The 11,636-nt window shown below is 66.5% G+C and carries 12 protein-coding genes; 4 read left to right on the top strand and 8 right to left on the bottom strand.

Features of this window, described 5'->3' with window-relative positions; all coding sequences use genetic code 11:
• The first annotated feature begins 530 nt into the window (after positions 1-530).
• Positions 531-821: a DUF8072 family protein gene (locus BSG17_RS08850; protein ID WP_089823152.1), complete on the top strand. Its 291-nt coding sequence runs from the start codon at positions 531-533 to the stop codon at positions 819-821.
• 3 nt (positions 822-824) lie between these two features.
• Here BSG17_RS08850 and BSG17_RS08855 read toward each other — a convergent pair whose 3' ends face one another.
• The 7 genes from BSG17_RS08855 to BSG17_RS08885 form a co-directional block, all read right to left on the bottom strand.
• Positions 825-1,754 carry a DMT family transporter gene (locus tag BSG17_RS08855; protein ID WP_089823155.1) on the bottom strand — a complete coding sequence of 310 codons (930 nt, stop codon included), beginning with the start codon at positions 1,752-1,754 and terminating at the stop codon, positions 825-827.
• A gap of 259 nt (positions 1,755-2,013) precedes the next feature.
• Positions 2,014-2,508 (bottom strand): CBS domain-containing protein, encoded by a 495-nt coding sequence (locus BSG17_RS08860; RefSeq protein WP_089823157.1) that lies wholly within the window; start codon positions 2,506-2,508, stop codon positions 2,014-2,016.
• Positions 2,509-2,585: 77 nt separating this feature from the next.
• Positions 2,586-3,914: an ABC transporter ATP-binding protein gene (locus BSG17_RS08865; RefSeq protein WP_089823159.1), complete on the bottom strand. Its 1,329-nt coding sequence runs from the start codon at positions 3,912-3,914 to the stop codon at positions 2,586-2,588.
• A complete protein-coding gene (locus BSG17_RS08870) occupies positions 3,907-5,094 on the bottom strand; it encodes an ABC transporter ATP-binding protein (protein WP_089823161.1) in 1,188 nt (395 codons plus the stop codon). Before BSG17_RS08870 ends, BSG17_RS08865 begins: the two co-directional genes overlap by 8 nt.
• Complete coding sequence (locus BSG17_RS08875) at positions 5,094-6,161, bottom strand: ABC transporter permease (RefSeq protein ID WP_089823163.1); 1,068 nt, start codon at positions 6,159-6,161, stop codon at positions 5,094-5,096. Before BSG17_RS08875 ends, BSG17_RS08870 begins: the two co-directional genes overlap by 1 nt.
• Before the next feature lies 1 nt (position 6,162).
• On the bottom strand, positions 6,163-7,161 hold the full coding sequence (locus tag BSG17_RS08880) for an ABC transporter permease (protein ID WP_089823165.1): 999 nt from the start codon (positions 7,159-7,161) through the stop codon (positions 6,163-6,165).
• A gap of 5 nt (positions 7,162-7,166) precedes the next feature.
• On the bottom strand, positions 7,167-8,789 hold the full coding sequence (locus tag BSG17_RS08885; RefSeq protein ID WP_089823167.1) for an ABC transporter substrate-binding protein: 1,623 nt from the start codon (positions 8,787-8,789) through the stop codon (positions 7,167-7,169).
• Between the two features lie 153 nt (positions 8,790-8,942).
• On the opposite strand from BSG17_RS08885, the gene BSG17_RS08890 reads away from it, so the two are divergent.
• Both BSG17_RS08890 and cysE read left to right on the top strand, forming a co-directional pair.
• Positions 8,943-9,572, top strand: a complete 630-nt coding sequence (locus BSG17_RS08890) for a ribonuclease H family protein (RefSeq protein WP_089823169.1) — start codon at positions 8,943-8,945, stop codon at positions 9,570-9,572.
• An 88-nt stretch (positions 9,573-9,660) separates the two neighbouring features.
• Positions 9,661-10,248, top strand: a complete 588-nt coding sequence (gene cysE, locus BSG17_RS08895) for a serine O-acetyltransferase (RefSeq protein WP_089823171.1) — start codon at positions 9,661-9,663, stop codon at positions 10,246-10,248.
• 2 nt (positions 10,249-10,250) lie between these two features.
• Here cysE and BSG17_RS08900 read toward each other — a convergent pair whose 3' ends face one another.
• Positions 10,251-11,021, bottom strand: coding sequence for a sulfite exporter TauE/SafE family protein (locus BSG17_RS08900; protein ID WP_089823173.1), 771 nt, complete (start codon positions 11,019-11,021; stop codon positions 10,251-10,253).
• A gap of 106 nt (positions 11,022-11,127) precedes the next feature.
• Between BSG17_RS08900 and BSG17_RS08905 the strand changes: the two genes are divergently transcribed.
• Positions 11,128-11,598: a hypothetical protein gene (locus BSG17_RS08905; protein WP_089823175.1), complete on the top strand. Its 471-nt coding sequence runs from the start codon at positions 11,128-11,130 to the stop codon at positions 11,596-11,598.
• Positions 11,599-11,636: the final 38 nt, after the last annotated feature.

An 11,636-nucleotide genomic window follows, 5' to 3' on the forward strand; every position in this document is an offset into this window, starting at 1 on the left:
TATTCGTTTTACGAACGTCTCAGATCGCTCCAAAACGTTTATTCTAATTTCTAATTCTTTTTCTATGAACTATCGTTATCTACAAACATCCACCTTCAGTGACAGCGGAATGGTCTGTGTCAAAACGACAGCATACTCTCCGACGTTCCCTCGAGGGTCGAAACCCGTCGTGGGTCGGGCGGGCGAGGAGCAGGGACTGCGTGTTCGTGCGTGAGAACTGTCGAGAGAACGTGGTGGAGTCGGCATCCGAGTCGGGACGACCCCGGCCGCCCGGAGAGGCGGCCGGTGTCGCACCCGCAGCAGGCCGGATGCAACACAATGCTCCGTTGGTCACGCACTGCCCGAACACGTCGACCGAGACGGGAGAGAGGCGAATCGGTCTGTAACCGGGGTTCGGGGTGCGTGACAGTACCGACGGACGGAGGATACGTAGCTATATGTCGGCTACCACGCGTCAGGCACTGCTTACCGGTCCCGAAATGATCCTTCGACACGTCCAATTTTATACGACGAGGGACCTCCTCGTCGGTATGGCAGAGCTCAACCACACCGCAAAGCGAATCCACAACATCAGTCCCCGACCGATCAGGCTAACGCTCGACGAGGGGTCGACGGCGGTCTACCGTCTCTCCAGCACCGAGTGGTTCCAGACGGAGTTTCAGGGGGAGGGGACGCGCGAGGGTGACGACGCGGAGTACCGACTGACGACCACCGCCGACGAGTCCGCCGTCATCGTCGGTCGAAAGGCACCCGAGGAGGAGGGGTGGACGATGGTCGGCACGGTCGTCGACGTCGCTCCGGCCGACGAGGACGAGGCGTAGTCGCTACGACGAGACGACCGACGTCGACCCGAGCGCCCGTCGGATCGCCCGCCGCTTGAGGAGGAGGAAGCCGACGAAGATGAGCAGAAAGCCCGTGAACGTCGCCACGGTCGGTTGCTCGTTCAACACGAGCCACCCACTGAGTGCGGCGAACACGGGAGCGACGTACGAGACGAGGTTGATCTCGATGGGGCCGAGTCGCTCTAGCAGGTCGAAGTAGATGAGAAAGCCGACTGCGCTCGACCCGACTGCGAGGTAGCCGAGCGACCAGACGACGTCGAACGACGTCCACGCGACGCCCGCCGGCGACTCGCCGAGCGCGAAACTCAGCAGATGCATCAACAGCGCCCCGCCGAGCATCGACCACGCCTCCATCGACTCGATGGGCATCTCCGCGTCGACGCGGCCGGTCAGGACGCTCCCGAGTGCGAACGCCGCGGCCGCCGCGAGCACGAGCAGTTTGGCGACGAACCCGCCGGCGAGCAGGTTGTTCGGGTCGAGATCCGACAGGACGGCGACGCCGATCAGTCCGAGCAGCAGTCCGAACACGCCCACCGTCGACAGTCGTTCCTGCGGGAGGAACGCGCGGGCGAACCCGGTCGTCAAGACGGGCGAGAGGCTCACGATGACCGCCGCCGCGGCGCTGTTGACCGCCGGGTCGGTCTCGCCGACGAAGAGCAGCGCGTGGTAGGCGGCGATGAGCAACGTCGAACCGATGGCGACGAGCGTCCACTGTCCCCGACCTCGGGGGAACGGGTCGTCGAGGACGACGGCGGCGTACCCCAACACGAGGAGTCCGGCGACGTCGTAACGGACGGCCGCGAACAGTACGGGTGGAATACCGGCGAGGAGACCGGCTTTGATGGCCATGAACGCCGACCCCCAGAGGGCCGCGAGAACGACGAACAGCAGTAAGTTCCGAACGCGGGTCACGGAGACGCTCGTCGCGGAACCGGCCTCAAGCTTTCGTTGTCGGCACCGCCGACCTCCGCTCAAACGACTCGTCGAGACATGATGATGAGACCCACCACCAGTAATCCGATTCCCCAGTAGAGTGAGTCACCTGGTAGGTAGGCAAGAAGCAGCGTGACGATTCCGGACGTCGTCAGCGACCAGCCGATTGTCGTATGATAGCTCACGGGAGTCATTTACGTCTCGTCGACGGAAAAGACAGGTGGCCGTGTATACGAGGCTAATTCGCCCGTCGCTCGTCTCGCAGCGCCCGCAACACGTCCTGACGGGCGATGATACCGACGAGTCGCCCGTCCTCGACGACCGGTACTCGGTTGATGTCGGGGTCGTCGGCCGACAGCAGATCGATGACGTGATCGAGGTCGTCGTTGGGTGCGACGGTGACGACGTCGGTCGTCATCACCTCGCTGATGGGTTTACCGGCGTTCTTCAACAGGTCGACGCCGAGATCGAGATCCTTCCACGAGACGTCGACGGCGTAGGTCAGCGTCTCCATGAACGGCGGGAAACCGATGGGGATCCACAGCGTTCGGTCTCTGGTCTGGAACAGTCCGACGAGGTCGGTCTGGGTGACGATGCCGACGACGTGGTCGTCGTCGTCGACGACGGGGAACCCGTTGAACTCGGCTTTCGCGAGTCGACCCAACGCGTCACTGACGTCGTCGTCCGGGCCGACCGTCGCGACGTCGGTCCGCATGATCTCTCTGGCGAGCATACTGGAGAGAGGTGTCGTCGAGACAAGAACTCCACGATCGAGCGGATCTCGAACTCGGTTGCCGGGTCGCGACGTCGTCAGTCGTCGGCAGACGTCTCTACGGGGGGCTCTGTCGTCTCGGGCTGTTCGTACAGATGGCAGGCGACCGGGTGTGACTCCTGCTGAAGGACGGGCCGCACTCGTTCGCAGACGCTCGCGAACCGATCGCGGAGGAGCGCTGCCGCCCGTTCGCGGTCGTCCTCCGCCAGCGCGTCGAGCGCCCGTTCGACGACGGCCTCGTTCTCCCCCGAGAGCCGTTCGGCGAAGAACTCGGCGCGGAGTCGACGCTTGAACGCCGGTTTGTCGCTCCGGTTCTCGTCGACGTCGTCCCACACGTTGTCGAGGTTCAGGTCGCCCGACTCGATGCGGTCTCTGAGGTCCATCACCTCGCGGTAGGTCGACTGGTCGATGACAACGTCGTCTGGCGGGATGACCTGCGGGCAGCGCGTCCGGAACCGACACCCCGACGGCGGGTTCCGAGGCGACGGGACGTCGCCCGGCAGCGGGTCGACCCGTCGTCCCTGTTCTTCGACCGCCGCCCGCGGCACGCTCTCCAAGAGCGCCTGCGTGTAGGGGTGTCTCGGCTCGTCGAACAGTTCGTCGGTCGGACCGAGTTCGACGACGTTGCCGAGATACATCACGGCGACGCGGTCACAGATGTGCCGAACGACAGAGAGGTCGTGGGCGATGAAGAGGTACGTCAGCCCGAACTCCTCTTGGAGGTCGTCGAGCAGGTTGAGCACCTGCGCCTGCACCGAGACGTCGAGCGCGGAGACGGGTTCGTCCAGCACGACGAACTCCGGATCGAGCATCAGCGCCCGCGCGATGCCGATACGCTGACGCTGTCCACCGGAGAACTCGTGGGGGTAGCGGTCGATCTGTCCCGCCGAGAGGCCGACGCGTTCGAGGTACTCCTGGGCTTTCTCGCGGCGCACCTCTCGCTTCGACCGGCCGTCCGGAACCTCCGCGGGGAGGCCGTGGATCTTCAGCGGTTCGGCGAGGATGTCGCCGACGGTCATCCGCGGGTCGAGACTGGAGAAGGGGTCCTGGAAGACGATCTGTGCGCGGCGGCGGAACGCCTTCAGTTCCCGGCTGCTCATCCCGAGGACGTCCTCGCCGTCGAACTCGACGCTCCCGGCCGTCGCCTCGCGCAGTCGGAGCAACGTCTCGCCCGTCGTCGACTTCCCGCACCCCGACTCGCCGACGAGTCCCAGCGTCTCGCCTCGCTGAATGTCGAAACTGATCCCGTCGACGGCTTTCACGCTCTGGGTTTCGCGTCGCAACACCGAGTCGAGGAGGCTGTCCTGCTCGAAGTAGTACTTCTTCAGGTCGCGGACGCTGAGGACGGGAGGCTCCGAGCTAGTCATTCGCGGTCACCTCCCTCTCCCCGTCTCCCTCCTCCAACGCCCGCGACTCGTCGTACGGCTGCTCGGCGAGGACACACCGGACACGGTGTTCGTCGCTCCCGTCGGCGTCGAACTCGGGAATACGCCGGAGACAGTCCTCCATCGCCTTCGGACAGCGGTCGGCGAAGTAACAGCGTTCGCCCATCTCCGAGTCGAGGAGACTCGGCACGTTGCCCTCGATGGGTTGGAGTCGCGGGGCGGGGTCAGCGAGGTCCGGAATCGACCCGAGGAGCCCTCGCGTGTACGGGTGGACGGGGGTCTCGAAGACGTCTTCGAGCGTCCCTCGCTCGACAATCTCGCCGGCGTACATCACGCCGACGCGGTCGCACATCCGGGCGATGACGCCCAGATCGTGGGTGATCATCACGACGCTCATCCCTTCCTCCTCCTGGAGGTCGCGCAGCAGGTTGAGGATCTGCGCCTGGATGGTGACGTCGAGCGCCGTCGTCGGTTCGTCGGCGACGAGCACGTCCGGTTCGCCGGCGAGCGCCTGGGCGATCATCGCCCGCTGGAGCATCCCGCCGGAGAACTGGTGGGGGTACTCCTCGGCGCGTTCGGCCGGATCGGGGATGCCGACCTGCTCGAGCAGCTCGACCGCGCGAGCGCGGCTCGTCTCGTCGAGGTAACTTCGCGACGGGATCAGACTGTCGACGAGCAGACTCCCCAGTCCGTACCCCTGCGTCCGCGACCGGGTCCGTCGCGGGTTCGCCCGTGCGCGCCGCTGGACCTCGACGGCCTCGGCGATCTGTTCGCCCACCGTCAACGAGGGGTTGAAGCTACTCATCGGATCCTGGAAGATCATGCTGAACGAGGGGCCTCGCAGCGACCGCCGGACGCCCTCCGGTAACTGCCGTACGTCGACGAGGTCACCGTCGACGGCGTCCGGCCGCTTCTCGCGGAACTCCTCGGCGAGGTCGGCGTTCCGGTACCAGACCTCGCCGGCGGTCACCCGTCCTGGCGAGTCGACGAGGTCGACGACCGACAGCGCGGTGACGGACTTCCCCGACCCCGACTCGCCGACGATGCCGTAGATCTCCCCGTCGCGGACGTCGAACGAGACGTCCTCGACGGCGTTGATCTGTCCTTCGTCGGTGAAAAAGCGCGTCTTCAGGCCTCTGACCCGGAGGATCTCGTCTCCCATCAGACACCACCCTCCCCTTCAATGCCGGGGTCGAGTGCGTCGCGGAGCCAGTCGCCGACCAGGTTGAGGCCGATGACGGTCAGCACGATCGCGATACCGGGGATCGCCGAGATCCACCACGAGGTGGACTGGTACTGTCTCCCGAGTGCGATGTCGAACCCCCACGACACCGACGCTCCGGAGAGACCCAGGAACGACAGTGCCGACTCCAGCAGAATGATCGCGGCCACCTGCACCGTCGCCAACACGAGAATCGGCGTGATAGCGTTCGGGAGGACGTGTCGACCGAGCACGCGCGAGTCGTTCGCGCCGAGCGCGCGGGCCGCCTTGACGTACTCCTCTTCGCGCACCGAGAGCGCCTCGCCGCGCGCGACCCGGGCGAACCACACCCAGTTGACGAGCGCGACGACGACGATCACGGTTCCGGGGAGGACGACGTCGCTCGGCATCGAGCCCGTCGAGAGGCCGACGAGGCCGCGCCACCAGTCGGCGAACCCGGTGACGACCAACGGGTCGGGGACCCGGAGCGTCGCCTGGCCCCAGACGCCCACCAGCGCGACCGCGAGGACGAGCGAGGGGAACGCGAGCATGATGTCGGCGGTGCGCATCAGCGCGTCGTCGACCGTGCCGCGGTAGTAGCCCGCGCTGAGGCCGACGGTGACGCCGACGAGCGCCGCCAACCCCGTGCCGAACAGGCCGACGAGCATCGAGGTGCGCGCACCGTAGATGATCCGCGAGAGGATGTCCCGCCCGTTGCCGTCGGTGCCGAGCGGATGCGCGAGCGTCGCGTTGTTGTACACCGTCCGGTTCTCGGTGACGACGGTGCCGTCCTCGATGACGACGCTCCCGTTCTCGGTCTTCGTCACTTCCTGTGTCTCCTGGGTGGTGAACCCCAACGGCGGCTGACGGGCCTCTTCGAGGTTCTGCTGCCCCGGGCTGTACGGCGAGATGAGCGGCGCGAAGAACGCCATCGCGATCATGAACACGACGATCGCGATGCCCGCCTTCGCGAGGAGACTTCGATCGAGCTCCGTCTTCAGATTCCGGAGCGTGCGTGGAGAGAGCATATCAGTCGTAGGCCACCTGTGGGTTCAGATACGCGTAGAACGCGTCGACGAGGATGTTCGTCACGACGAACCCCACGCCGACGACGATGAGCGATCCCTGCAACACCGGCCAGTCGCGGGCGTTGAAGCTGTTGATGATGAGCGATCCGAGGCCGGGCCACGCGAAGATGAACTCGGTGATGACCGCGCCACCGATAAGCGTCCCCAACTGGAGGCCGACGACGGTGACGACCGGGATGAGCGTGTTCCGCAACACGTGTTTGTACCGGACCAGCGTCTCGGGGAGTCCCTTCGCTCGCGAGGCGCGGACGTAGGTCTTGCCGAGTTCGTCCAGCATCCCGCTGCGGGTGAGTCGCGTGATGAGTGCCGTGAAGTACGTCCCCAGCGTGACGGCGGGGAGCGTGATATGCCACAGCCACGTCGTGAACGACTCCCAGGCCGGAGCGAACTGGAGCGCGACGACCTGCGCGAGGACGGTGTCGAAGCCGACGGGTCGACGACTCGTCGGAAAGAGGTCTAGCTGCACGGCGAAGAGGATGATGAGCATCACACCGAGCCAGAAGTTCGGCGTGCTGATGCCGAGCAGCGAGAACACCGTCGCGCCGTAGTCGGCGGGTTCGTGCCGTCGCGTGGCGCTGACGACGCCGAGGGGGATGGCGATGACGACGGCGACGACCGTCGCGGCGACCGCGAGTTCGAGCGTCGCCGGCAGCCGTGCTACCACTCGGGCGGCGACCGGCGTCCGCGTCGTCAGCGACAGGCCGAGGTCGCCGACCGGGATTCCGGCGACGAACTCGGCGTACTGGACGTACAGCGGTTCGTTCAGCCCGAGCTCTTCGACGACCTGCCGGCGGACCGCCGGGTCGACGTTCGGGGGGAGCAGCACGTTCGCCGGGTCGCCCGGCGCGACGACGCGCAGGCCGAACACGACGGTGACGACCCCCCAGACGACGAAGAGGCCGTGGAGCGAGCGTTTGAGCAGGAACCGCGACAGTGACATGGGAGTTACTTCTGAGAGACGTCGTAGGCGACGATACGCTCGTCGGAGCGAGCCTGCCAGTCGAGGCTGTTGTTCACGCCGTAGACGCTGAACTGCCGGTTGAGGAAGATCCACGGGGCTTCGTCGTGTGCCAACTGGTTCGCCTCCTGGAGCGTCTGGTCGCGCGTGTCGCCGGTCTGTCCGGCGGCGTCCGCCAGCAGCGAGTCGAACTCCTCGTTGCTCCACGTGCTGAGCGAGCCGTCGGTGCTCAACAGCGCCGTCATCACGAGACCGCCGTCGAACGTCGCCTCACCCCACCCGATGAGGAACCAGTCCGGCTTGTCCTCGATGTTGCCGGTGAGCAGTTCGTCGGTGAGCGAGCCGAAGTCACGCTGGTTGACCGACGCGGAGACGTTCGGCAGTTCGTCGATGTAGCCGGCGACCGCCTGCGCGATCTCGAGATCCTTCAGGTATCGGCCGACCGGCGTGTGGAGTTCGAGCTCCGCGCCCGCAAACCCGCTCTCCTCGACGAGCTGCTGCGCCTGCTGGGGGTCGTAGGGGTACGGGTCGATGTCGGAGTTGTAGCCGACGAACCCTTCGAGCGTCGGTTGACCCGTCTGGGCGCCGAAGCCGCCGAGGACGTTCTCGACGATGCTCTGGAGGTCGACGGCGTAGTTCATCGCCTGTCGGAACTGGACGTTCGAGAACGGTTCGACGTCGTAGCGCATCCCGTTGTAGAGGATACGCGTCGACGGTGCGGCGGCGATAGTCGCGTTGTCGCTGTTGTTGACGCGCTGGACCTCCTGTGGGGGGATGTTGACGGTGATATCCGTCTCGCCCTGTAGCAGTTGGTTGACGCGCGTGCTGGCCTCCTCGGCGGCGCGGAAGACGACCTCCGACGCCGCGGCCGGTTCGCGCCAGTAGTCGTCGTACCGCTCGAGGACGACCTCCTCGTCTTCGGTGTACGACGAGAGCTGGAACGGTCCGGTCCCCATCATGTTCTGTCCGATGTAGGACTTGTCGTTCTCCTCGGCCCACGCCCGCTGGACGACGTCGCAGTAGGTCGCGAACTCGGAGAAGACGATGGGGTTCAGCCCGTCGTTCGTCACTCTGACCGTCGTCTCGTCGGTCGCCTCCGCCCCCGTCACACCCGCGAGTTGGTCGCGCTGTGGACTGGCGAAGCCGACGTCCTCCTGGACGATGCGGTTGATACTGTAGGCGACGTCCTCGGCGGTGAGCGTGTCGCCGTTGTGGAACGTCACGTCCTCTCTGAGCGAGAAGGTGACCGCGTTCCCCCCGTCGACGCGGCCGTAGTCGGTCGCCAGCGACTCGACGATGTTACCGTCGACGTCGCGCGAGAGGACGCCTTCGTAGACCTGCAGCATCACGGTGTCCGTGGGCGTCTCCCGGTGGTCGTGCGGGTCGAGCCCCGACGGCATCTGCCCCTGCGTGATGGTCAGCGAGAAGTCGCCACCACCGCCACCGTCCCCGCCGTCCGAGGAGGTCGTCCCGGTTCCGTCGCCGCCGTCGGCGGGAGACGTGTCACCGTCGCCGTCGCCCGTGCAGCCGGCGACGGCCGCCGCCGACGCCGCACCGCCCGCGAGCTTCAGATAAGAACGTCTGCTAACGTGAGACTGACTATCAGTCATGAAGGATACTTCTTGCGGTGATACTTAAATATGCTATGGTCACACAACCCACTCGAACGGCTGCCGACCCCGAAGGTGTCTCCGACTCAGGAGCGCTCGATCAGTTTCACACCAGGGCGAGCATTTAAATATGATCGCGGTACAATCGCCCGTATGGCCGTCCCCGGCCGGTCCACCCTGCGAGACCTGTTCGACGACTCGCCCACCCCTCACTTTGCGCATCCGCCGCGGACCCACCACCGAGACTTCTATCTCGCGACGGACGGGTCGTACCGGCGGAGTCGCGGTGGGTTGGGCGCGGTCATCGAGACTCGAGACGGGACGCGGGTCGCTCGTATCGCGCTCCCAGACGAGGTTCCCGACAACAACGTCGCCGAGTATCGGGCGCTCCACCTCGGATTAGACGTGCTCGCGGCCAGGGCACCGCCGTCCGCCAGCGTCGGTCTCCTCGTCGACCACGACGCGCTCGCGACCAACGTCAACTACGCTGTCCTCGCCGCCAGCCACCCCGACTGGGAACCGCCGCGGGAGATCTCGGTTCCGGGGGGGAGCCGACACCACTGGCGAGGCATCCGCGCCCGCATCGCGGGGTTCGGCGAACTCCGTGCGGCACGGATCGCGAGTCGAGACAACCCCGCCCACGCGCTCGCGAACGCACCCGAGGAGTACGCCCACCTCAGGACGCGGTCGCCCCGCTGTGTGCTCCCGGACCCCCCATCCGACTCCTCGCAGTCGACACAGGTGCCCCCACCGTCGCGTCACGAACGTCACGCGGGCGACTGACGGCTGGTCCACGGACGTCCGCGCTCGTCCGCTCGGCGAACCAGAGTCGGCAACTGTTTTCAGCACACTCGCCGTATCTCCGCTAACGATGGTTTCGCTCGTCTCGCGATTCGTCGAGGATATCCGCACCGCGCAGGCAAAAGATCCTGCCGCCCGGGGCCCGCTGGAGGTCCTGCTGACCTATCCGGGACTCCACGCGATCTGGCTCTACCGCGTCGCACACGTCCTCTGGGAGGGCGGCCTCCGGCTCCCCGCACGCCTGCTCTCGCATCTCGCCCGCGGACTCACGGGCGTCGAGATCCATCCGGCGGCCACCATCGGTCGACGGTTCTTCATCGACCACGGGATGGGCGTCGTCGTCGGCGAGACCGCGGAGATCGGCGACGACGTACTGATGTACCACGGCGTGACGCTCGGGGGGAACTCGATGCGGCGAGAGAAGCGCCACCCGACCGTCGAAGACGACGCCGTCCTCGGGGCGAACTCGACGCTCATCGGGGCGATCACGGTCGGCGAAGATACACGTATCGGCGCCGGTGCCGTCGTCAGCGACGACGTCCCGGCGGGAGCAACGATCGTCGGTCCGAAGGCAACGCGCCTCGACAGCGACGACGAGGACGGCCGAGTCGACGACGACGCCGAATCGACCGTCGAGTCGCCAGGACCCGCCGAGTAGCCTCAGAGCCCCAGCCCGCTCGTGGTGAGTCGGGCGGCGATGACCGACAGAAGGAGATACGTCCCCGCCCGTTGGACGGCGTCGGGGACCGTCGCACGAGCACGCTTGCCGGCGGCGACGCCGACCAACCCCGGGAGGGCGGCGACGGCCGACAGAACGAAGAGCTCGCTCCCGTCGTAGAGGCCGAGCACCGCAGCCGTCCCGACACGGACGGTCGAGACGCCGAGAAATATCATGGCGACGACGCCGACGAACGTCGGGCGGTCGAGATCCAGTCGTCGCAGGTACGCGACCACCTGCACCCCGACGTTGCTCGCACCGAAGATCAGCCCGGAGACGAGACCGAGTGTCGCCTTCGTCGCCATCCCGTCGCGGAAGCAGCGAGAGACGAACTTCGACCGACCAGGGACCGGGAGCCACGGCTGTGAGACGACGACGTAGACGAAGACGAACACGCCGAGCGCGAGCGTCAGTGGCCGTGTCGGAATCCGCGGGAGGAGGAGCATCCCGACGACGGTGCCGACGAGCGCTGCGGTGACGTACGGCCAGAACCGCCGGACGCAACGCCGGAGCCCGTCGCGGCTGAGTTCGCGGACGAGCGAGACGTTGGTCGAGAGCATCGGGAGGATCATCACGACGATCGCCGTCCGAGGACCGAGGAGTGCCGCGAGAAGCGCAGTGCCGACGACGGCGAACCCGAACCCGTTGAGCCCGGTGACGAACCCACCGAGTGCGACGACCGCGAAGACGAGTAGCGTCGTGAGCGGGTCCATGGGACGAAGACACGACGAGTACAGACTTGAACGCTCCTCGGGCGTGCGGTGCGACCGCCAAACGGTGACAGAAGAGTTATCTTCCAGTTCTGACACCCTACGGTCGATGCCCTCCACGTTGCGCGGCTCCCTCCTCGCCGCCGTCCAACTTCTCCTCGTCGCCGTCGGCGGCGGCGCGTCTCTCCTCCTGCTCTACACGCTCCTGACGCTCCCGCCCGCTCCGCCCGGGAGCGACGGGTTCGTCACCGGTGGTGCGTATCTGTGGGGTGGGACCGCCCTCGTCTTCACGCTCGGCGTGACCGGCGCCGGCGTCGTCTTGCCGACGGTGCTTGGCGGCGACGAACTGCTCGGACTCGGCCGCTACCAGCGGACCGTACTGAAAGCCGCCGCCGCCTGCTTCGGCGGCGGTCTCCTCCTCGGCGTGGGCCTCACGGCCGCCGTCGACTTCCTGTTCGGCGTGCTCGCGCTCTTCCTCGCGGTGCTCCTCGGACTGCTCCTCGTCGCGCTCGTCCTCGCGTGGCGACTGTCGGAGGTGGTCCTCGAGAGGCAGGGACGGAACGCGGCCCACATCGACTGATCTGGCCGTCGAAAAAAGCTGGACCAAAAATCAGGTCG

Origin of the sequence: Halogranum amylolyticum, from assembly GCF_900110465.1 — an archaeon.
GTDB lineage: Archaea > Halobacteriota > Halobacteria > Halobacteriales > Haloferacaceae > Halogranum > Halogranum amylolyticum.

Coding starts and splice junctions, on each gene's coding strand:
- BSG17_RS08860 (WP_089823157.1), bottom strand. CDS start 2,508: ATGCTCGCCAGAGAGATCATGCGGACCGACGTCGCGACGGTCGGCCCG.
- cysE (WP_089823171.1), top strand. CDS start 9,661: ATGGTTTCGCTCGTCTCGCGATTCGTCGAGGATATCCGCACCGCGCAG.
- BSG17_RS08850 (WP_089823152.1), top strand. CDS start 531: ATGGCAGAGCTCAACCACACCGCAAAGCGAATCCACAACATCAGTCCC.
- BSG17_RS08885 (WP_089823167.1), bottom strand. CDS start 8,789: ATGACTGATAGTCAGTCTCACGTTAGCAGACGTTCTTATCTGAAGCTC.
- BSG17_RS08865 (WP_089823159.1), bottom strand. CDS start 3,914: ATGACTAGCTCGGAGCCTCCCGTCCTCAGCGTCCGCGACCTGAAGAAG.
- BSG17_RS08905 (WP_089823175.1), top strand. CDS start 11,128: ATGCCCTCCACGTTGCGCGGCTCCCTCCTCGCCGCCGTCCAACTTCTC.
- BSG17_RS08900 (WP_089823173.1), bottom strand. CDS start 11,021: ATGGACCCGCTCACGACGCTACTCGTCTTCGCGGTCGTCGCACTCGGT.
- BSG17_RS08875 (WP_089823163.1), bottom strand. CDS start 6,161: ATGCTCTCTCCACGCACGCTCCGGAATCTGAAGACGGAGCTCGATCGA.
- BSG17_RS08880 (WP_089823165.1), bottom strand. CDS start 7,161: ATGTCACTGTCGCGGTTCCTGCTCAAACGCTCGCTCCACGGCCTCTTC.
- BSG17_RS08890 (WP_089823169.1), top strand. CDS start 8,943: ATGGCCGTCCCCGGCCGGTCCACCCTGCGAGACCTGTTCGACGACTCG.
- BSG17_RS08870 (WP_089823161.1), bottom strand. CDS start 5,094: ATGGGAGACGAGATCCTCCGGGTCAGAGGCCTGAAGACGCGCTTTTTC.